This is a genomic window from Nocardioides lianchengensis, from assembly GCF_900101465.1.
Lineage (GTDB): Bacteria > Actinomycetota > Actinomycetes > Propionibacteriales > Nocardioidaceae > Nocardioides > Nocardioides lianchengensis.
Genome location: NZ_FMZM01000001.1, coordinates 496,769 through 516,265, shown reverse-complemented (window position 1 = coordinate 516,265; position 19,497 = coordinate 496,769). Strand labels below are relative to the sequence as shown.

Below are 19,497 nucleotides of genomic sequence, written 5' to 3'. Positions count from 1 at the left end.
AACCCTCGGTGAAGGGTTACTTGAACTCGATCCGCAGCAGCCGGCGGATGCCGAACACCAGCGGGACGACCAGCCAGATGAAGCCACTGGTCGCGATCTGCGCCCACTCCTCGCCGGTCGGCGTGTAGTCGCCCTGGAACAGCGGCGTCTGCGCGGTGTTGAACTCGATCCACGGCGCCAGGTCGTTGAACCAGTCGCTGAGGGCGGAGAGGATCCCGACCGCGGTCGGGAGGATGAGCGTGTAGGCGAAGTAGCCGACGATCGCGGCCGGGGTGTTCATCAACAGGGTGGCGATGGCGAACCCGATCAGCACCGACACCACGGCGGAGAGGATGAAGCCGTTGAAGACGAGGTTGCCGTCGACGCCCCACTCGTCGCCACGTCCGATCAGCATGCCGACCGCGGCCATCACGGCCGACAGCACCATCACGGCGACCGCGAGCACCAGGCCCGCGAGGAACTTGGCCAGCACCACCCGCGGGCGCCGCGGCTCCAGCGTGAAGGTCACCAGCCCGTTGCGCTGGCTGGCCTCGCTGGTGACCAGCATGATGATGAGGATCGGCAGGAAGTAGCCGAGCACGGCGCCCGCGATGCCGAGGTGGTTCTCGAAGGTGCGGTCCTGGTCGGAGGCGGCGAACGCGAAGATGACCTCGACCGCGAGCACCAGGGCGACGATCGAGACGGCGAACCAGAAGCCGGCACGGGTGTCGAGCGCCTTGCGGACCTCGACCTTGACCAGCCGGCTGAGCGGCACCTTCTCGGTGCCGGCGAGGTCGATGTAGCCGGGCGCGGTGGTGGTGCTCATGCCGGGGCTCCTTCCGGAAGCGTCTCGCGCTGGGTGTCGGAGGTCAGCTGGAGGAACAGGTCCTCCAGGCCGCCGTCGCCCGAGCGGAGGTCGGTGAGGACGATCTGCTGCTCGGCGGCGACCCGGCCGACCTCGACCGGCGCGACCTCGACCTTGAGACCCTCGCCCGCCGGCGTCACCGCGAAGCCCTTGGCCTGCAGGGCCTGGGCCAGCTGGTCGTTGGTCAGCGAGGTGACCAGGGTGGAGGTGGTGGTGCTGCCGGCGAGCAGCTGCTGCTTGTTGCCCTGAGCCACGATCTTGCCGCGGCCGATGAGGATCATCTCGTCGGCGATGATTTCGACCTCGTGCAGCAGGTGGCTGGAGAGCAGCACCGTGCCGCCGCGGTCGGCGTACCCCTTCAGCAGGCCGCGCATCCAGCGGATGCCGGCCGGGTCGAGGCCGTTGGCGGGCTCGTCGAGGATGAGCACCGACGGGTCGCCGAGCAGGGCGTGGGCGATGCCGAGGCGCTGCTTCATGCCGAGCGAGTAGTTGCGCAGCCGGCGCTTGGCCTCGTTGTCGGACAGCGAGACCAGGGCGAGCATCTCGTCGACGCGCGACGCCGGCAGGCCCATCGTCTGGGCGCCGATGGTGAGGATCTCGCGGCCGGTGCGGCCGGCGTGCTGGGCCGAGGCGTCGAGCAGGACGCCGACGTGGCGTCCGGGGTTGGGGATGTCTGAGTAGAGGTGGCCACCGATGGTGACGCGACCTCGGGTCGGGGGCGTGAGCCCCACCATGACGCGCATGGTGGTCGTCTTGCCGGCACCGTTGGGACCGAGGAATCCGGTGACCCGTCCGGGCTGGCAGACGAAGCTCACGTCGTCGACGGCGGTGAACGCGCCGTACGTCCGGGTGAGTCCTTCGACGTTGATCATGACCCCACCCTGCCCGAGTCCGGACGCCGCACGCATCGGACGCGCGGCCATCCCGACCCCCTACCTAGGGAGGGGGCGTAAGACGACCGCGGGCGACTGCGTCCGCGAGTGCCCGGGGCCTAGCCTGAGCCGGTGGACCGGCCGACCCCTGAGGAGTACCAGCCGCCGCTGTCGGCGTGGGGACACACCTGGCGGCTGGTCGCGATGCTGGCCATCAGTGCCCTCATCTGGGCCACGGTCCTGGACGACCAGTCCGAGGCGCTCTGGGCCGTCGACGTGGCCCTGGGGATCGCGTCGTACGTGCTGGTGTTCTTCCGGCGCCGCTGGCCCGTCGCCGTCGCCTTCGGGACCAACCTGCTCGGCACCTTCTCCGCCATCGCCGCCGGACCCGCCTCGCTCGCGCTGGTGTCGCTGTCGACCCGACGGGTCTGGCGGCACATCATCCCGCTCGCGGTCGCCTCGTTCGCGTCCGCGCAGGTGTTCGCGGTCATCAACCCTCCGGAGGGCAGCGAACCGTGGTGGCTCACGGCGTCGACGAACCTGGTCTTCATCGCCGCCGTCACCGCCTGGGGCATGTACCTCGGCTCGCGCCGTGAGCTGATCTGGACCCTGCGCAACCGCGCCGAGCGCGCGGAGGCCGAGCAGGAGCTGCGCTCCACGCACGCCCGGGACAGCGAGCGGGCCCGGATCGCCCGCGAGATGCACGACGTGCTGGCCCACCGGATCTCGCAGATCTCGATGCACGCCGGCGCCCTGGCCTTCCGCGAGGACCTCGGCCCCGCGGAGATGCGCGCCAGCGCCGGCGTCATCCAGCAGACGGCCAACGAGGCGCTGACCGACCTGCGCGGCGTGCTCGGGGTGCTCCGCGACCGCGAGACCGGCGAACTCCTGCACACCCCGCAGCCGACGTACGCCGACCTCGCGGAGCTGGTCGAGGCGGCCCGGGCGACCGGCGCCCGGATCGAGTACGACGACCTAATCGCCTGCACCGAGGAGGTCCCCGACTCGGTCGGGCGGACCCTCTACCGGATCGTCCAGGAGGGCATCACCAACGCCGGCAAGCACGCGCCCGGAGCGCTGCTCACCATCCAGGTGAGCGGCTCGCCCGACGACGGCGTCGACATCATGCTCCGCAACCCGGTCGGCTTCGGCCCGACCCGTACGCCGGGGTCCGGGCTCGGGCTGGTCGGGCTGGCCGAGCGGGCCGAGCTGCGCGGCGGCCACCTCTCGCACGGCCGCGACGGGTCGACGTTCGTCCTGCACGCGTGGATACCGTGGGCGTCGTGAGCATCCGTGTCCTGGTCGTCGACGACGACCCGCTCGTCCGGTCCGCGCTCGGCCTGATGCTCGGTGGTCAGCCCGACGTCGAGGTGGTCGGCGAGGCGGCTAACGGCCGTGAGGGCCTGGCCCTGGCGGGGTCGCTGCGCCCCGACGTGGTGCTGATGGACATCCGGATGCCCGTCCTCGACGGACTGACGGCGACCCGAGAGCTGCACCGGATCCCCCAGCTCCAACCCCAGCCTCCGCACGTGATCGTGCTGACGACCTTCGACGCCGACGACCACGTGGTCGAGGCGCTGGGTGCCGGCGCGGACGGCTTCCTGCTCAAGGACACCCCGCCGGGCCAGATCCTCGACGCGATCCGCGCGGTCGCCGCGGGCGACCCGATGCTCTCCCCCTCGGTCACCCGCACCCTCATCGAGCGGCTGCGCAGCGGTCCCGACAGCGGCCGGGTCGCCGCGGCCGAGGGTCGGCTCGCGCTGCTCACCGACCGCGAGCGCGACGTCGCCCTCGCGGTCGGCCGGGGGCTCAGCAACGCCGAGATCGCCGGCGAGCTGCACCTGTCGGTGCCGACGGTGAAGGCGCACGTATCCCGGCTCTTCGACAAGCTGATGGTCACCAACCGGGTCCAGATCGCGATCTGCGTGCACGACGCCGGGCTGGTCTGACACCGGATCAGGGCACCTCGTGAGTAGTACGGGGAGGGGCACACGTGTGCCCCTCCCCGTACTACTCGCGAGGCCCCTCTCCACAGGGCGGGGCCGAGGGCCAGACGCCACCGGCGTGCGGCCCTACCGTGGCGCCATGCTGATGTCCGGGCGAGCCGCGACCCGTCGCCTCCAAGCGGCCGGTCTCACCGAGCGGTCCGCTCGCCGTGTCCTCGCGGCGGGCCTGGCCGGGGAGCCGCAGCGGATCACCGCCGCCCACCTCTACGACGAGGAGTCCGTCGAGCGCCTGGCGGAACGGAGCACGATCGCGTGGTCGCAGCTGCGCGAGGCCTGCCCCCACGGAGTGTTCGTCGCGCGCCGCCCGGGCCCGCCCGCGGACCTCGAAGACGGCTGGCCGATGTCGCTGGCGGCCCGGTTCTGGGTCGACCACGGGATCGCGCAGCACGGCTGCTTCCCCCTCGTCGCGACCGTCGCCGGCTTCGTGTCGACCGGCGCCGAGATCGTCGCGTCCCACGACGAGCCGGTCGCCGCACCCGCCCCGTCGCGCACGGGTCTCACCCTGCGCCCGCCCGGCGGCTGGTACGACGCCTTCCGCGACCGCCGGCTGTCCACCGGTCCCGGGCCCGCCTGGCTCCTGCTCAACGTCCCGGGCTGGATCTCGGCGTCGGGTGCCGCCTAGCCCGTCGGGCTCTCCCACGCCGCCCACAGCTCGGCGTACCGCCCCCCGGCGGCGACCAGCTCGTCGTGCGAGCCGGACTCGACGACCCGGCCGTGGTCGAGGACCAGGACCAGGTCCGAGCGCTGGGCCTGGCTGAGCCGGTGGGCGACGACGAGGGCGGCGCGACCGCGGGTGACGGCATCGGCGGCGGTGTCGAGCTCGCGGGCGCCGAGCGAGCCGGCCTCGGCGGTGGCCTCGTCGAGGACGACGACCGCCGGATCGACCAGGAGGACCCGGGCCAGGGCCAGCTGCTGGGCCTGGGCGGGGGTCAGGGTGCGGCCGTCCTCGCCGACCAGGGTGTCGAGGCCCTCGGGCAGCGCCGCGACCCAGCCCGCAGCGGCCACGGCGACCAGGGCCTCGTGCAGATCCTCGTCGGAGGGGTCGTCGACGGCGGCCAGGCGCAGGTTGTCGCGCAGGGTGCCGGCGAAGACGTGCACCTCCTGGCTGACCAGCCCGACCTGCCGCCGCAGCAGCGCCGGGTCGAGGGTGCCCAGGTCGACCGAGCCCAGGCGCACCGAGCCGCTCGTCGGCGGCAGCACCCCGGCGGCGACCGCGGCCAGGGTGGTCTTGCCGGCGCCGCTGGCGCCCACCAGGGCCACCCGCCGGCCGGGCTCGACCACCAGGTCGACCCCGTCGAGCATCGGGCGGTCGGGCAGGTAGCGGTGGCCGATCCCCCGCAGCGCCAGCGTGCCGCCGGCCGGCTCCGCCGGCACGTCGTACGACGGCGCGGGGAGGGCGGCCACCCCCACCAACCGGGTCAGGGACGCCGCGGTGACCTGCAGGTCGTCGAAGAGGAACAGGAGCACGCCGATCGGGTTGAACAGCCGGTGGAAGAAGAGCGCGGCGGTGGTCACCTCGCCGACGCTGACCGCACCGCTGTCCACGCCGAGGAAGCCGACCCCGAGGATCGCGATCAGCCCGACGCACTCGGTGCGGTTGGTGCGACCGCCGAAGCGACCGTAGAGGTGGAAGACGTCGAGCGAGATCCGCACGGTGTCCGCCGACCGCGCGTCGACCTCGGCCGCGGCCGGCTCCTCGATCCGGAACGAGCGCAGCGTCGGCAGCCCCCGCAGCGCGCTCACCAGGGCCTGGGCGCGCTCGCCGGTGGCGACCCGCTCCCGGGCGTAGTAGGGCGCGGAGCGCGGGAGGTACCAGCGCAGGGCGTGGACGTAGAACGGCAGGGTGACCAGCCCGGCCAGCCCGAGCCGCCAGTCCAGGGTGAAGAGGCCGCCGGCCGTCAGCACGATGGTGGTCAGCGAGGCCAGGACCATCGGCACGAACTGGCTCACGGCGCGCGCGACGACCCGGGCGTCGTCACCGACGCGGGAGAGCAGGTCGCCCGAGCCGGAGGCCTCGACCCGGGCCGCGTCGAGGGTCAGCGCCCGGGCGAGCACCTGCTGACGCAGCGTGGCCAGCGCCGGCTCGACGGCGCGGGCGAGCAGGTCGGCGGAGCCGGCGGCGAGCAGCCCGCCGAGCACGGCCGCGCCCGCGATCAGCCAGAAGGCCGAGGTCAACGCGTCGTCGACGCCGGGCCCACCGTCCAGGAGTCGGTCGACCAGCCGGCCGAGGACGTACGGCGCGAGCAGGCCGGTCGCCGAGGCGGCCAGGAACGCGGCGACGGCCGCGCCGAGCACGACCGGGCGGCGCAGCATCAGTCGCAGCAGGTGGCCCGCGGACTCGCGGGCGGTGGCGACGGGGAGCAGGTCGCGGCTCACCGCAGCACCGCCGTCCGGTACGCCGCGTCGTCGGCCAGCAGTCCGGCGTGCGTGCCGGTGACCGTCGTCCCGTCGGCGGCGACGTGCACGACCCGGTCGGCGGCGGCGAGCAGCGCGGGGCTGCTGGTCAGCACCACGGCGATGCCCTCGGCCGGCAGCGCGGCGCGCAGCCCGTGGGCGATGTCGTGCTCGGTCACCGCGTCGACGGCGGTGGTCGGGTCCTGCAGGACCAGCACCGGCGGCCGGGCGGCGAGCGCGCGGGCCAGGGCCAGCCGTTGACGCTGGCCGCCGGACAGCGAGGTGCCACCGGCGGCGACGGCGCGGTCCAGGCCGTCGGGGTCGAGGTCGACGACGTCGTCGAGCGCGGACGCGGTCAGCACCGTGGGCCAGTCCGGCTCGCCGTGGGTCAGCACGTTGGAGCGCAGGGTGCCCTCGAAGACGTCGACATGGTGGCGGACCACCAGCACGTGGGCGCGCCGGGCGTCGAGCCCGACCTCGTCGAGCTCGACCTCGCCGACCCGCACCCCGGGCGCCGGCAGCACCCCGGCCAGCTCGTCGAGCAGCCGGTCCCCGACCGCGGGGTCCTCCAGCAGGACGCCGACCAGCTCGCCGGGCGAGGCCCGCAGCAGCCCGGGCACGTCCAGCGCGCCGGCGGGCACCGAGGAGGCGCCGGTGTCGGCGACGGCGTACGGCTCGGCGAGCACCTCGACCACCCGGCGCCCGGAGGCCCAGCAGGTGGCGGTGTGGGCCGCGACCTCGCCGAGGGTGCTGAGCGGCTCGGCCAGGAACTGCGCGAGGCCGACCACGGCGATGAACTGGCCGATGGTGATGTCGCCGTCGAGCGCGCGGTGCCCGGCGAGCAGCGCCACCGCGGCCAGGAAGACGCCGCTGAGCGCGGTCGTCGTCCCGGACATCAGCCCGGTCGAGCGGGCGGCCAGGATGCCCGCGCCGACCGCGCGGTCGCTGGCCTCGTCGTAGGTCCGGGCGGCCGCGGCCTCGCCGCCGACCCCCTTCAACACGCGCAGGCCCGCGACCAGGTCGGCGGCCAGGCCGCTGGCCCGGGCGATCCGGCTCTGCTGCTCCCCGGCGTGCCGCGACAGCCGGGGCGCCAGCAGCTGCACGGCCCCCAGCACCAGCGGCACGCCCAGCAGCACGACGAGCCCGAGCAGCAGGTCGACGCGGAGCAGGTAGACCGCCGCGACGGCGATCGAGCCGACGGCCGCGCACGCGAAGCCGGCCATCCGGACCACCTCGGCGGCCAGCTCGGCGTCGGAGGTCGCCACCGAGAGGGTCTCCCCCGGCAGTCGCTTGCGGGTCGTGCCGCGCGGGTCGAGGACCCGTCGCACGACCTCGCCGCGCAGCAGGTGGCTCTCGTGCTGCACCGTCGCGAACCCGGCCCGCGACCCGTAGCGGTAGCCCGAGGACAGCACCAGGAACAGCCCGGCCAGCCCGGCGAACCACCACAGCAGGTGGCTCCCGTCCCCGGTCGCCACGGCGTCGTCGACGACCAGGCCGATGATCACCGGGACCAGCGCCTCGCAGATCTGCCAGGTGCACAGCAGCAGGATGCTGCGGCTCACCAGCCCGCGGTGGCGGCGGACCGTCCGGCGGTAGAGCGCGGCCGTGGAGCGGGGCACGACGGTCTCTCCAGGCACGACGGGTGAGGCTAACCTAACTACGGCGGCCCTCAGGCCTGCGGGGCGGCGTGCAGCTCGTACGACGCGCCCGCGCGGGCCAGCTCGGCCGGGCCGTCGTAGCGCCCCCGCGCCTCGTCCAGCGCGACCTGCGGGTCGTGCCACGGCGGGACGTGGGTCAGCACCAGCCGGCGCACGCCCTCGCGGGCGGCGAGGTCGCCCGCGTCGACCCCGGTGAGGTGCAGGTTCGGCGGGTTGTCGTCGCCCTCGCGGAAGGACGCCTCGGCGAGCATCAGGTCGGCGCCGGACGCGACCAGGTCGAGACCCGCGCACGGGCCGGTGTCGCCGCTGTAGCCGACGACGACGCCGTCGACGGCGACCCGCAGCGCGTACGCCGGCACCGGGTGGTCGACCGCGACCGGCTGCACCGAGAACGGGCCGATCTCGATCGGGCCGTCCCACTCGCGGAAGTCGAACTCCTCGTGCATGCCGGGGTCGAGCGGAAGGTCGTAGGCGCGGGCCATCCGGTCCGCCGTGCCGACCGGGCCCCAGACCGGGATCCGCGGCTGCGGGCCGGACGGGTGGTACTTGCGCAGCACGTAGTAGCCCGCCAGGTCGAGGCAGTGGTCGGCGTGCAGGTGGCTCAGCAGCACCGCGTCGATCGAGAGCGGGTCGGCGTACCGGTGCAGCGCGCCGAGGGCGCCGCTGCCGAGGTCGAGCAGGATCCGCCAGGTGCGCCCGTCGTGCTCGGCCTCCAGCAGGTAGCAGCTCGCGGGCGAGTCCGGTCCGGGATAGGAGCCGGAGCAGCCGACGACGGTGAGGCGCACGGAGCAACGTTAGGCGAACGCCGGTGTGCGCGCACGACGTCGCGATCTAGGTCACGCGTGCCGGTCGTCACTCGAGGATCTGGTCGGCGTGCTCGGCGATCCAGGTCATCAGCGGGACGAGCCGCTCGACCAGCCCCTGGCCGAGCGGCGTGAGCGAGTACTCCACGTGCGGGGGTACGACGGGCCGCGCGTGCCGCAGCACCAGCCCGTCCTGCTCGAGCATCCGCAGGGTCTGGGCGAGCATCTTCTCGCTGACCCCCTCGGCCCGGCGGCGCAGCTCGCTCCAGCGCAGCGGCTCGCCATCCGAGAGCGCGGCCAGCACCAGCGGCGACCACTTGCTCATCACGTGGTCGAGGACGACGCGGGTCGGGCAGCCCTGGGTGAAGGCCTGGTCGGGGAACGCGGACGCGATGCTCACCCGAGAGATAGTACCGCACTTCAAAGTGGGTACTAACTTTTCGGAAGTATCCGACGGCGCCGTCCGTTGGGCCGGGTGTTCGCACCTGATCCCACCGAAAGGCACGCACCATGACCGTCCTCGTCACCGGCACCTCCGGCCACCTCGGCCGCCTCACCGTCCTCGCGCTCCTCGAGCGCGGCGTCCCCGCCGGCGAGATCGTGGCCACCGCCCGCGACCTCGACAAGATCGCCGACCTGGCCGACCTCGGGGTGCAGACCCGCCGGGCCGACTACACCGACCCCGACTCGCTCGACGCGGCCTTCGCCGGCGTCGACCGTGCCGTCCTGGTCTCCTCCAACGCCGTCGGCTCCCGGGTCGACGACCACCGCAACGTGGTGGACGCGGCGGCGCGCGCCGGCGTGGGCCTGCTCGGCTACACCAGCATCCTGCGGGCCGACACCAGCGACCTGCTGCTGGCCGCCGACCACCGCGAGACCGAGGACCTGATCAAGGCCAGCGGCGTGCCGTTCACCTTCCTGCGCAACGGCTGGTACCTGGAGAACTACACCGAGAACACCGCTCCCGCGCTGGCCACCGGCCAGGTCGTCGGGTCGGCCGGCGACGGTCGGGTCAGCGCCGCCGCGCGCGCCGACTTCGCGGCCGCGGCGGCCGCCGTACTGGCCGGCGGAGAGCACGCCGGCGCGGTCTACGAGCTCGCCGGCGACGAGGCCTTCACGATGGCCGAGTACGCCGCCGCGCTGGGCTCCGCGACCGGCCAGGAGATCGGCTACACCGACCTGCCGGTCGACGAGTACGCCGGGATCCTCACCTCGGCCGGTGTGCCCGCGGGCTTCGCCCAGGTGCTCGCCGACTCCGACCGCGGCATCGCGGCCGGGGCGCTCGAGGACCGCAGCGGCGACCTGTCCCGGCTGATCGGCCGACCCACCACGCCGCTCGCGGACGCGCTGCGCGGCATCGGCTCCTGACCGGGACCCGCCCGCGTACGGTGGGCCGATGCGATCGCCCGCCGCACTCGTCCTGACCGCCGCCCTCGCCCTCACGGGCGGGGCGGCGGTCCCCGGCCCCGCCACCGCCGCCCCGGACCGCGCCGACGCCGGCCCGGCCCCGGCCGCCGCCGCACGGGTGGCGTCCGGCGCCCGGGTCCTGGCCGTGTCCGTCGACGGCCTGAACCCCGCGGCGCTGCGCCGGCTCGGGCCCGAGCGCACCCCGGCGCTGCATCGGCTGCTCGCCGAGGGGGCGGGCACCCTCAACGCTCGCTCGTCGCGGGAGCTGACGATCACCCTGCCGAACCACACCTCGATGGTCACGGGCCGGCGCATCGACCGGCGTACGGGTGGCCACGGCGTGACCTGGAACGACGACCTGCGAGGGCGCACCGTCCACGGCGCGGCCGGCGAGCGGGTCTCCTCGGTGTTCACCGTCGTCGCCCGAGCCGGCGGCGAGTCGGCCGTGCTGGCCGGCAAGACCAAGTTCAGCCTCTTCGACCGGTCCTGGCCGGCGGCCGTCGACCGGACCACGATCGACGCCGACCCGGTGAAGCTGCTCCGGGCCGCGCGGGCCGAGCTGGTCCGCGGCGACCGCGAGCTGGTCTTCCTGCACCTGGCCCTGCCCGACGTCGCCGGCCACGCCTCCGGGTTCATGGGCCGGCGCTACCTCGACGCGGTCGCCCGCACCGACCGGATCCTCGGCCGCCTGCTGCGCACGGTCGACGCCCGGCCCGAGCTCGCCGAGGACCTCAGCCTCGTGCTCACCGCCGACCACGGCGGCCGCGGGGCGAACCACTCGGACCGCACGCGGTTGGCCAACTATCGGGTCCCCTTCGTGGTCTGGGGACGCGGCGTGACGCACGGCGACCTCTACGCGATGAACCCGCAGCGCCAGAACCCCGGGACCGGGCGGCCGTCGTACGGCGCGGCCCGCCAGCCGGTCCGCAACGGCGACCTGGCCAACGTGGTGACCGGCCTGCTCGGCCTGCCGGCCGTGCCCGGCAGCGAGTTCGACGACGGCCACGACCTCGTGGTGCGGTGATCCGCACCCGTTGATCCCCGGAGCCTGGACGTCCTAGGGTCAGGACCGGAAGTCCTCCTCGGGAAGGCCAGCTCGATGGCGCTCACGCAGCAGCAACCGGAGTCCGTGCGGATCCGCCTGTCCGCCCAGCGGTTCTTCGCCGTCAGCTCCGTCGTCGTCGCCACCTGCGTCGTCGTGGGGGTGCCCGCCGCGCGGACCGCGCCGACCTTCTGGGCGGGCTGGGTGCTCGTCGTCCTGGCCACGGTGCTGCTGGAGGGTCTGCACCGGTTCCGCGCTCCCGATGGCTGGTCGGCACTGGTGCCCGTCCTCGACGTGCTGGCGGTCGCGCTGCTGCGTGCCGAGCTGATGCCGACGATGGCCGGCCTCGCCGTCCTGGTCGTCGTCCCCGCCCTGTGGCTCGGGGTCGCGCACGGTCGCGCCGGGATCGTCGTGGCCGGCCTGGGCGGCCTCGTCGTCTTCACCCTGCCGGTGCTGGCCTCGACCGAGGCCCTGAGCACCGCCGCGAACGTCGGCCGGTTCCTCCTCCAGCAGCTGCAGACCGCGGGCCTGGCGTTCTTCGGGCACCGGGCCGCCACCGAGCTCCGCCACCGCCGGCACCGGCTGGACGACGAGCTGCGCGCCGCGCGCCGGCGCGAGCTGATCGGCCGGGCGGTCCTGCAGGGGGTCGGCTCCGGCGTGATCGTGTACGACGCCGCCGGCCGGCTGCTGGCGGCCAACGAGCTGGCCCGCGCGATCAGTGAGAACGGGGGCTACGACCTGGCGCGACCCGATCTCCCGGGCCGTCGGGTGTGGCAGCAGGACGGCGTCGCTCCGGTGCCTCCCGACCGGCAGGTCCTCGGTCGCGCGACGAGCGAGGAGCACGTGCCGGACACCCTGGAGTGGCTCGGACCGCCGCACGACCTCACCCCCGTCGGGTGGAACGCCCGGCGGATGCATGACCAGGACGGCTCCGTCCTCGGCACCGTCGTCGTCTGCCACGACCTGACGACGTCGTTCCGGGCCCGCCGCAGCCAGGAGCAGTTCCTGGGCACCGTCACCCACGAGCTGCGCACCCCGCTCACCTCGATCGTCGGGTACGTCGACGTCGCCGAGTCCCTGATCCCGCCCGAGGACGCCCTGCTGCGTCGCTCGATGGCCGCGATCCGGCGCAACTCCGAGGAGCTGAGCGAGCGGGTCGCCCAGCTCCTGAGCACCGCCGACTCCCGACCCGAGCTCCGCGAGGAGGAGGTCGACCTCGGCGACCTCGTCGCCTCGCTGGCCGGTCGCTGGCAGCGACGCTGCGCGGACCTCGGCGTCCGCCTCCACTGCTCCTTCGACGACGACGTGCCGGCCGCGGTCGATCCCCACCAGGTGGCCCGCGTGGTCGACGCGCTGCTGTCCAACGCCGCCAAGTTCACCCCGCCCGGCGGCGACGTCCGGCTGCGGGTCGTCCAGGACGGACGGACCGCGGCCCTCGTCGTCTCCGACACCGGCATCGGCATGGCGCCGGCCGACCTGGACCGCGCGTTCGACCGGTTCCAGCGCGGCGACGCCGCCCGGGTCGGTGCCGTCCAGGGCCTCGGCCTCGGGCTCGGCCTCGTGAGGCGGATCGTCGAGGCGCACCGCGGCACCGTGACGATGCACAGCGAGGCCCGGGTCGGCACCACGGTGACGGCGCGCTTCCCGCTGGCGGTCGGGTCCCTCAGGCCGGAGGCGACTCCAGCACCAGCGTGACCGGACCGTCGTTGACCGACTCCACCTGCATGTCGGCGCCGAAGACGCCGCGCTCGACCCGGGCGCCGAGGCGCGCCAGCTCGGCGCAGAAGGCGTCGTACAGGGGCTCGCTGACGGGGCGCGGGGCGGCCCGCTGCCAGGTGGGCCGTCGGCCCTTGCGGGCGTCGGCGTAGAGCGTGAACTGGCTGACCGCCAGCACCGGGGCGCCCTCGTCGGAGGCGGACCGCTCGTCGCGGAGGATCCGCAGCTCCCAGGTCTTGCGGGCCAGCCAGGCCACCTGGGCGGGCCCGTCGTCGTGGGTCACGCCGACGTAGACCAGCAGCCCGGGCTCCTCGATCGCCCCGACCACCTCGCCGGCCACGAGCACGCGGGCGCTGCGCACCCGCTGGACCACCGCACGCACGACGTCAGCGGGCCCGGGCCAGCTCGGAGCCGGTCGGGAACGGGTTGAAGCGGCAGCCGCCGAGCCCCTTGGACTGCTGCATCATCACCGGCGCCGGCCGGCCGCGACCGGGGCAGCCCGCGTGGCCGAAGCCGAGCCAGTGCCCGGTCTCGTGGTTGACGACCATGTGGCGGTAGTCGCGCAACGACCCGCGGGCGTCGTTCCAGGCCGGCGAGGCGTGCTGCCACCGGGTCTGGTTGATGACGACGTAGCGGCCGACGCGGCAGCTCCACTGGACGCTGCAGACCGACGAGAAGGCGGGCACGCGGCTCGCCTCGGCGAGCACCACGGTGAAGCGGCCGCCGTCCTGGACGCGCCGGAACCGGACGCCGGCACCCCGCCAGCCGCGGGGGTCGTCGTACGTCTGCTGGACCAGGCGGCGGAACGTCCGCAGGCTCGCGGTGATCCGGCCCCGGGTCTCGACGTCGTAGGTCACCGTCCGGCGTACGTCGACCCGGTGGGCGACCCGACCGCGCGCGCGGGAGGTCGCCGTCGCCCAGTCGTGCCCGGGCGCCCGGACGGTGACGCGGACCCGCAGCCGGTGGCCGACGTCGCGCGGGGAGACGGCGTGCCGCCGCCGGGTCTCGCCCTTGATCGGGCGACCGTCGCGCAGCCACTGGTAGCGCACCCGCGTCGGGCGGACCGACCAGCGGCCGATGTCGGCGCGGACGGTGCGGCCGAAGCGGAGGGTCCCGACGACGGCGGGCCGCGTGCGATGGCGGATCGTCGCCCGGGCCACGGGCGACGTCGCGGCCGAGGTGGCGGCCGCACTGCCCGAGGCGTCGGTCGCCGTGACCGTGACGGCGACCCGCGTGCCGAGATCGTCCAGGCCGAGCCGGTAGCGGCGCTCGGTCGCGCCGGCGATCGGCGCCCCGTCGCGCCGCCACTGATAGGCGTACGCCGTCGGCGTCGGCGTCCACGAACCGACCCCGGCGACCAGGACCTCGTCGTACGTCGGGTCGCCGGTGACCACGGGCGGCGCGGTGGCGACCGGGACGGCCGCTGCGGGCGTGGCGGGGAGGACCGCCCCCGCCACGGCGAGGACGACGGCGAGCAGCAGGACCCTCAGGCCCACAGCTGCCCTTCGAGCCGGTCCTCGGCCTCGTCGACGGTGCCCTCGTAGGCGCCGGTGGAGAGGTACTTCCAACCGCCGTCGCAGACCACGAAGGCGATGTCGGCGCTCTCGCCGGCCTTCACGGCCTTGGCGGCCTGGCCCAGGGCGGCGTGCAGGATCGCGCCGGTCGACACCCCGGCGAAGATGCCCTCGAGCTCGAGCAGCTCGCGCACCCGTCGTACGGCGTCGCGGGGACCGACCGAGAAGCGGGCGTCGATCAGGTCGGCGTCGTACAGCTCGGGGACGAAGCCCTCGTCGAGGTTGCGCAGGCCGTAGACCAGCTCGCCGTACCGCGGCTCGGCGGCGACGATGCGCACCTCCGGCTTGGCCGCGCGGAAGAACCGGGACACGCCCATCAGGGTGCCGGTGGTGCCGAGGCCGGCGACGAAGTGGGTGATCGAGGGGAGGTCGGCGAGCAGCTCGGGGCCGGTGCCCTCCTCGTGGGCGAGGGCGTTGGCGGCGTTGCCGTACTGGTAGAGCATCACCCAGTCGGGGTGCTCCTCGGCGACCCGCTTGGCGACCCGGACGGCCTCGTTGGACCCGCCCGCGGCGGGCGAGGAGATGATCTCCGCGCCCCACATCCGCAGCAGCTGGCGACGCTCCTCGGAGGTGTTCTCCGGCATCACGCAGACGATCCGGTAGCCCTTCAGCTTGGCCGCCATGGCCAGCGAGATGCCGGTGTTGCCCGACGTCGGCTCCAGGATCGTGCACCCCGGCCGCAGGGTGCCGTCCTTCTCGGCCTCCTCGATCATCTTCAGGGCCGGGCGGTCCTTGATCGAGCCGGTCGGGTTGCGGTCCTCCAGCTTCGCCCACAGGCGTACGTCGGGGCTCGGGCTGAGCCTCGGCAGCCCGACCAGCGGCGTGCCGCCGACGGAGGCGAGCAGGTTGTCGAAGCGCATGGGTATCAGGATGCCATTCGTCGGTGGGCGGGCTACCGGTGGTCGAGCAGGGAAGGCGCGCAGCGCCTGAGCGCCCGTCGAGACCCCCGCACCCGAGAGGCAACCGTCACCGCAGGAACCGCTCCGGGTCGAACTCGGCGAGCGGGATGATCCGGACCCGCGGAAGCGGGTGGGTGAAGGCGTTGACGTCGTCCTCGAGGTCGTACATCGGGATGCCGAGGGCGGTGAGCTGGGTGCTCATGTACTCGCGCAGGCCGATCAGGCCGACCCGGCGGTGGCCGTCGATCAGCCCGGCGACCTGCTTGACGAAGTCGGCGTCGTGGCTGGCCAGCAGCACGTCGGCGTCGTCGTGGTCGACCAGCGCCTCCAGGGTGCGCTGGATGCCGACGTCGACGACCTTCTCGTCGGCCGAGCCGGCCAGCGGGATCGGCCGGTAGTCCATCGCCAGCAGGGCCTGCACGAACGAGTGCGGGAGGTTGCCGTGGGAGGCGTTGAGGAAGAAGAGCCCGGTGACGGGCTGCTGCAGCGCCTGGACGGCGAACTGCGTCACCCGCTCCCAGCGGGGCCGCTCGTCCGGCGTGGGTCGCCGGCCGAGCAGGGAGTTGCCGAGCGTCGCGTCGATGTTCTCGCCGTCGACGAGGACGAAGGTACGACGCTCGGCGCTCACGCGATCAGCTCAGACCGCGCCGCCGGCGACGGCCGGCAGGACGACGACCTGGTCGCCGTCCTTCAGCGTCGCCTCGAGGCCACCGATGAAGCGCACGTCCTCGTCGTTGATGTAGACGTTGACGAACCGGCGCAGGTCCCCGTTGTCGATGAGGCGGTCCTTGATGCCGGGGTGGCCGGCCTCGAGGTCGTCGATCAGGGCGCTGAGGCTGGCCCCGTCCGCGGTGACCGCCTTCTCGCCGCCGGTGTAGGTGCGCAGGATGGTGGGGATCCGGACCTCGATGGCCATGTCTGGTGCTCCTTGGTAGCTCTGCTCAGCGGGCGCTGAGCTCGGGGACGACGGTGACCTCTTCCTCGGTCACCTCGCCGTCGACGATTCTGTAGGACCTGAACTCCACGGGACCCTCGTTATTCCCGTGCTCCCGCGTGCTGACCAGCACGTAGTGGGCGTTCGGCTCGCTCGCCAAGCCGATGTCCGTGCGGCTCGGGTAGGCCTCGGTCGCGGTGTGGGAGTGGTAGACGACCACCGGCTCCTCGCCGTTCGCGTCCATCTCCTTGTAGAGCTGGAACAGGTCCGTGGAGTCGAACTCGTAGAACGTCGGGCTGCCGGCCGCGTTGACCATCTCGACGTACCGCTCGGGACGGTCGCTGCCCTCGGGGCCGGCGACGATGCCGCACGCCTCGTCGGGGTGGTCCCGCTTGGCGTGCGCGACGATGGCGTCGTAGGTCGCCTGGTCGAGGGTCAGCACCGCTCCAGACTAGGCGCAGTGCACGACCCGACGGGCACCGGTCTCAGACGGCGAAGCGAGGCGTGACCTCGCCCGAGAGCGCCGCCTCGATCCGAGCGCTCAGGAACTCGCTCATCGGCGGCAGGTCGTCGACCGGCCACCAGCGCACCTCGGTGTTCTCGTCGTCCGCGGCATGCGGCTCGCCGGAGAGCCACGAGCAGGCGAAGGTGACGTCGAGGTAGACGCCGAGGTCGCCGTTCGCGTGGGTGATCTGCGGGCTGGCGCTCACCGAGGCGAGCCGGTCGACGGAGATCTCGACGCCGGTCTCCTCCAGCGCCTCGCGCCGGGCGGCGACGCCGGGCTCCTCCCCCGGGTCGACGATGCCGGTGATCGGCGCCCACTGGCCGTTGTCGGCACGGAGCGTCAGCAGCACCCGGTCCTCGTGCACGACGACGGCGGTCACCGCGGGGAGCCAGAGCTCGTGGGTGCCGACCAGCTTGCGGAGCTCGACGACGAACGGCGGGATCGGCATGCGCCCACCCTAGGGACCCCCACCACCCGCCGCACCACCCCGCCGACCCGTCACTTGCTGCCCGCCCTTCACGGCGTGTCGGGCGCGGATCGACGGTTCGCTGAGCGGACGGCGTCGTACCGCTGATCGAGCCGTCAGTCGCTGCCGGACACGCCGGAGAATCAGGGCATTGAGTGACGGGTCGGCTCAGTCGCCCATCAGGGCCTGGACCAGGGTCTCCTGCAGCAGGCCGACCCACTCGTAGATGTCGTGGATCTGGGCGCGGGGGTCGTCGTCGGGCAGCGAGTACCAGAACTCCTCGTCGCCCTCCTCGATCTCCAGGCGGGTGGCCAGCGCGAGCCGCAGGTCGGTGAAGGAGCGCATCCAGGCCTCGGCCTCCGCCTCCTCCAGCTCGACGTCGATCACCAGCCCGTCCTCGCTGAGCTCCGGCGGCAGGCCGGCCTCCTCGAGCCCGTCGATGATCGCCACCGCCGCGGCCGCCTTGCCGTCGCGCAGCCCGCCCTCGGTGAAGCGCCGGAACTCCGAGGCGGCCTCCTCGTCGTGGGGGTACGCCGTCGGGAACAGCCGCGCGAGCACCGGGTCCTCCGGCTCGGTGGTCGGGCCGGAGAAGTCCATCAGCGCCTCGAACGGGTCGCGGTCGTCGTTCGGCACCGCCGCCTCGTTGCGCAGCAGCTCGACCAGCTGCGAGGCCAGCGTGCGCAGCAGGTCGGCCTCGAGACCCGAGAACGTCGCGATGATCCGCTGGCTGCGCAGGTGGCGGTGGAATCCGCTCACGGGTGCGTCACTCCTGCTTCTCCATCGTGGCCCAGAGGCCGTACTCGTGCATGGCCTGCACGTCGCGCTCCATCTCCTCGCGCGAGCCGGTGCTGACCACGGACTTGCCGTCCTCGTGGACCTCCATCATCAGCTTCTCGGCCTTCTTCTTGTCGTAGCCGAAGTACTTCTGGAAGACGTAGCTGACGTAGGACATCAGGTTGACCGGGTCGTTCCACACGATCGTCACCCACGGGTTGGCACGGAGGGTGATCTCGTCCGGGGTGAGGGTCGGCTCGACCTCGACGGGGGCAGAGGACACGCCACCATGTTGGCACACTGGGCACGTGTCGACCGCCAGCACCGCCCTCCTCACCGACCACTACGAGCTGACGATGCTCCAGGCCGCGCTCGGCTCGGGGACCGCCCACCGCCGCTCGGTCTTCGAGCTCTTTCCGCGCCGGCTCCCCGAGGGCCGGCGGTACGGCGTGGTCGCGGGCGTCGGACGTGCGCTCGACGCGATCGAGGCGTTCCGCTTCGACGCGGAGGTGCTGGAGGTGCTGACCGACGTCGTCGACGCGCCCACCCGCGAGTGGCTCGCGTCGTACCGGTTCTCGGGCGACGTGTGGGGCTACCCCGAGGGCGAGGTCTACCTGCCGCACTCCCCGCTGCTGGTCGTCGAGGCGAGCTTCGCCGAGGCGGTGCTGCTGGAGACCCTGCTGCTGTCGATCTACAACCACGACAGCGCGATCGCCTCGGCCGCCTCGCGGATGACCGCCGCCGCCGGGGAGCGGCCCTGCATCGAGATGGGCTCGCGTCGTACCCACGAGGAGGCGGCGGTCGCGGCGGCGCGGGCGGCGTACGTCGCCGGCTTCGCGACGTCGTCCAACCTCGCCGCCCGGCAGCGGTACGGCGTCCCCACCGCCGGCACCAGCGCGCACAGCTTCACCCTGCTCCACGACACCGAGGCCGACGCGTTCCGCGCGCAGGTCTCGTCGCTGGGCCGCGGCACCACGCTGCTCGTCGACACCTACGACATCCGCGAGGCGGTTCGCCTCGGCGTCGAGGTCGCGGGCCCGGAGCTGGGCGCGGTCCGGCTGGACTCCGGTGACCTGGCCGTGCTCGCCCACGAGGTGCGCGCCGAGCTCGACGCCCTGGGCGCGACCGGCACCCGGATCGTGGTGACAAGCGACCTCGACGAGCACGCCATCGCCGCGCTCGCCGCCGCCCCCGTCGACGGGTACGGCGTCGGCACCCAGCTGGTCACCGGCAGCGGGCACCCGACCTGCGGGTTCGTCTACAAGCTGGTCGCCCGCGAGGGGGCCGACGGCTCGCTGGTGCCGGTCGCCAAGAAGAGCGTCGACAAGACCTCCATCGGCGGGCGCAAGTGGGCGCTGCGGCGTCGTACGCCCGAGGGCGTGGCGGAGGCCGAGGTCGTCGGGATCGGCGCCCCGCCCGAGGACGACGGCGACGACCGCGCGCTGCTGGTGCCGCTGGTCCGCGACGGCGAGGTGGTCGGTCGCGAGTCCCTCGAGAAGGCCCGCAAGCGCCATCTCCTCTCCCGCGCCGAGCTGCCCGTCGCCGCCCAGCAGATGTCCAAGGGCGACCCGGTCATCCCGACTCTCTTCGCTTGAGGTCGCTC

22 protein-coding genes are annotated in these 19,497 nt (G+C 73.8%); 7 read left to right on the top strand and 15 right to left on the bottom strand.

Annotated elements, in window-relative coordinates; all coding sequences use genetic code 11:
• Positions 1-16: 16 nt before the first annotated feature.
• Together BLT76_RS02590 and BLT76_RS02585 are read right to left on the bottom strand one after the other, a co-directional pair.
• On the bottom strand, positions 17-805 hold the full coding sequence (locus BLT76_RS02590) for an ABC transporter permease subunit (protein ID WP_090850427.1): 789 nt from the start codon (positions 803-805) through the stop codon (positions 17-19).
• Complete coding sequence (locus BLT76_RS02585; RefSeq protein ID WP_090850845.1) at positions 802-1,716, bottom strand: ABC transporter ATP-binding protein; 915 nt, start codon at positions 1,714-1,716, stop codon at positions 802-804. Before BLT76_RS02585 ends, BLT76_RS02590 begins: the two co-directional genes overlap by 4 nt.
• A gap of 132 nt (positions 1,717-1,848) precedes the next feature.
• On the opposite strand from BLT76_RS02585, the gene BLT76_RS02580 reads away from it, so the two are divergent.
• The 3 genes from BLT76_RS02580 (at position 1,849) to BLT76_RS02570 (ending at position 4,344) form a co-directional block, all read left to right on the top strand.
• A complete protein-coding gene (locus tag BLT76_RS02580; RefSeq protein ID WP_090850425.1) occupies positions 1,849-3,003 on the top strand; it encodes a sensor histidine kinase in 1,155 nt (384 codons plus the stop codon).
• Positions 3,000-3,665 carry a response regulator gene (locus BLT76_RS02575; RefSeq protein WP_211752678.1) on the top strand — a complete coding sequence of 222 codons (666 nt, stop codon included), beginning with the start codon at positions 3,000-3,002 and terminating at the stop codon, positions 3,663-3,665. Before BLT76_RS02580 ends, BLT76_RS02575 begins: the two co-directional genes overlap by 4 nt.
• A 136-nt stretch (positions 3,666-3,801) precedes the next feature.
• Positions 3,802-4,344, top strand: coding sequence for a hypothetical protein (locus BLT76_RS02570; RefSeq protein WP_090850421.1), 543 nt, complete (start codon positions 3,802-3,804; stop codon positions 4,342-4,344).
• Here BLT76_RS02570 and BLT76_RS02565 read toward each other — a convergent pair.
• From BLT76_RS02565 to BLT76_RS02550, 4 genes are all read right to left on the bottom strand, one after another.
• Positions 4,341-6,098, bottom strand: a complete 1,758-nt coding sequence (locus tag BLT76_RS02565; protein WP_211752676.1) for an ABC transporter ATP-binding protein — start codon at positions 6,096-6,098, stop codon at positions 4,341-4,343. The two genes, BLT76_RS02570 and BLT76_RS02565, sit on opposite strands and share 4 nt — an antisense overlap.
• Positions 6,095-7,753: an ABC transporter transmembrane domain-containing protein gene (locus BLT76_RS02560; protein WP_090850420.1), complete on the bottom strand. Its 1,659-nt coding sequence runs from the start codon at positions 7,751-7,753 to the stop codon at positions 6,095-6,097. The genes BLT76_RS02565 and BLT76_RS02560 overlap by 4 nt, the downstream gene beginning before the upstream one ends.
• A gap of 32 nt (positions 7,754-7,785) precedes the next feature.
• Entirely contained in the window at positions 7,786-8,559 is a 774-nt protein-coding gene (locus tag BLT76_RS02555; RefSeq protein WP_090850418.1) for an MBL fold metallo-hydrolase, read from the bottom strand.
• Between the two features lie 67 nt (positions 8,560-8,626).
• Positions 8,627-8,977, bottom strand: a complete 351-nt coding sequence (locus BLT76_RS02550) for a winged helix-turn-helix transcriptional regulator (protein ID WP_244509215.1) — start codon at positions 8,975-8,977, stop codon at positions 8,627-8,629.
• A 110-nt stretch (positions 8,978-9,087) separates the two neighbouring features.
• Between BLT76_RS02550 and BLT76_RS02545 the strand changes: the two genes are divergently transcribed.
• The 3 genes from BLT76_RS02545 to BLT76_RS02535 all read left to right on the top strand — a co-directional run bounded on the left by BLT76_RS02545 (position 9,088) and on the right by BLT76_RS02535 (position 12,721).
• Positions 9,088-9,945, top strand: coding sequence for an SDR family oxidoreductase (locus tag BLT76_RS02545; RefSeq protein WP_090850416.1), 858 nt, complete (start codon positions 9,088-9,090; stop codon positions 9,943-9,945).
• Between the two features lie 28 nt (positions 9,946-9,973).
• Positions 9,974-11,008 carry an alkaline phosphatase family protein gene (locus BLT76_RS02540; RefSeq protein WP_090850414.1) on the top strand — a complete coding sequence of 345 codons (1,035 nt, stop codon included), beginning with the start codon at positions 9,974-9,976 and terminating at the stop codon, positions 11,006-11,008.
• A gap of 75 nt (positions 11,009-11,083) precedes the next feature.
• Complete coding sequence (locus BLT76_RS02535; RefSeq protein WP_090850412.1) at positions 11,084-12,721, top strand: sensor histidine kinase; 1,638 nt, start codon at positions 11,084-11,086, stop codon at positions 12,719-12,721.
• Here the strand turns inward: BLT76_RS02535 and dtd are convergent.
• The 9 genes from dtd to clpS form a co-directional block, all read right to left on the bottom strand.
• Entirely contained in the window at positions 12,690-13,124 is a 435-nt protein-coding gene (gene dtd, locus BLT76_RS02530; protein WP_090850410.1) for a D-aminoacyl-tRNA deacylase, read from the bottom strand. The genes BLT76_RS02535 and dtd overlap by 32 nt on opposite strands.
• A 4-nt stretch (positions 13,125-13,128) precedes the next feature.
• Positions 13,129-14,238, bottom strand: a complete 1,110-nt coding sequence (locus BLT76_RS02525) for a DUF3152 domain-containing protein (RefSeq protein WP_139175383.1) — start codon at positions 14,236-14,238, stop codon at positions 13,129-13,131.
• Positions 14,229-15,176: a PLP-dependent cysteine synthase family protein gene (locus BLT76_RS02520; RefSeq protein ID WP_090850408.1), complete on the bottom strand. Its 948-nt coding sequence runs from the start codon at positions 15,174-15,176 to the stop codon at positions 14,229-14,231. Before BLT76_RS02520 ends, BLT76_RS02525 begins: the two co-directional genes overlap by 10 nt.
• Before the next feature lie 106 nt (positions 15,177-15,282).
• Positions 15,283-15,843, bottom strand: a complete 561-nt coding sequence (locus BLT76_RS02515) for an NYN domain-containing protein (RefSeq protein ID WP_090850406.1) — start codon at positions 15,841-15,843, stop codon at positions 15,283-15,285.
• Between the two features lie 9 nt (positions 15,844-15,852).
• Positions 15,853-16,131: a MoaD/ThiS family protein gene (locus BLT76_RS02510; RefSeq protein WP_090850404.1), complete on the bottom strand. Its 279-nt coding sequence runs from the start codon at positions 16,129-16,131 to the stop codon at positions 15,853-15,855.
• A 25-nt stretch (positions 16,132-16,156) separates the two neighbouring features.
• Positions 16,157-16,591 (bottom strand): M67 family metallopeptidase, encoded by a 435-nt coding sequence (locus BLT76_RS02505; RefSeq protein ID WP_090850402.1) that lies wholly within the window; start codon positions 16,589-16,591, stop codon positions 16,157-16,159.
• Positions 16,592-16,634: 43 nt separating this feature from the next.
• Positions 16,635-17,102: an NUDIX hydrolase gene (locus BLT76_RS02500; protein WP_090850400.1), complete on the bottom strand. Its 468-nt coding sequence runs from the start codon at positions 17,100-17,102 to the stop codon at positions 16,635-16,637.
• Positions 17,103-17,288: 186 nt separating this feature from the next.
• The gene (locus tag BLT76_RS02495) at positions 17,289-17,876 is read right to left on the bottom strand and encodes a DUF2017 domain-containing protein (protein ID WP_090850398.1); all 588 of its coding nucleotides are present in this window, start codon (positions 17,874-17,876) and stop codon (positions 17,289-17,291) included.
• Positions 17,877-17,883: 7 nt separating this feature from the next.
• The gene (gene clpS, locus BLT76_RS02490) at positions 17,884-18,177 is read right to left on the bottom strand and encodes an ATP-dependent Clp protease adapter ClpS (protein ID WP_090850396.1); all 294 of its coding nucleotides are present in this window, start codon (positions 18,175-18,177) and stop codon (positions 17,884-17,886) included.
• A gap of 25 nt (positions 18,178-18,202) precedes the next feature.
• Between clpS and BLT76_RS02485 the strand changes: the two genes are divergently transcribed.
• Positions 18,203-19,489, top strand: a complete 1,287-nt coding sequence (locus BLT76_RS02485) for a nicotinate phosphoribosyltransferase (protein WP_090850394.1) — start codon at positions 18,203-18,205, stop codon at positions 19,487-19,489.
• The last annotated feature ends 8 nt before the right edge of the window (positions 19,490-19,497 follow it).

Coding starts and splice junctions, on each gene's coding strand:
- BLT76_RS02520 (WP_090850408.1), bottom strand. CDS start 15,176: ATGCGCTTCGACAACCTGCTCGCCTCCGTCGGCGGCACGCCGCTGGTC.
- BLT76_RS02535 (WP_090850412.1), top strand. CDS start 11,084: ATGGCGCTCACGCAGCAGCAACCGGAGTCCGTGCGGATCCGCCTGTCC.
- BLT76_RS02540 (WP_090850414.1), top strand. CDS start 9,974: ATGCGATCGCCCGCCGCACTCGTCCTGACCGCCGCCCTCGCCCTCACG.
- BLT76_RS02500 (WP_090850400.1), bottom strand. CDS start 17,102: ATGCCGATCCCGCCGTTCGTCGTCGAGCTCCGCAAGCTGGTCGGCACC.
- BLT76_RS02545 (WP_090850416.1), top strand. CDS start 9,088: ATGACCGTCCTCGTCACCGGCACCTCCGGCCACCTCGGCCGCCTCACC.
- BLT76_RS02590 (WP_090850427.1), bottom strand. CDS start 805: ATGAGCACCACCACCGCGCCCGGCTACATCGACCTCGCCGGCACCGAG.
- BLT76_RS02570 (WP_090850421.1), top strand. CDS start 3,802: ATGCTGATGTCCGGGCGAGCCGCGACCCGTCGCCTCCAAGCGGCCGGT.
- BLT76_RS02585 (WP_090850845.1), bottom strand. CDS start 1,716: ATGATCAACGTCGAAGGACTCACCCGGACGTACGGCGCGTTCACCGCC.
- BLT76_RS02510 (WP_090850404.1), bottom strand. CDS start 16,131: ATGGCCATCGAGGTCCGGATCCCCACCATCCTGCGCACCTACACCGGC.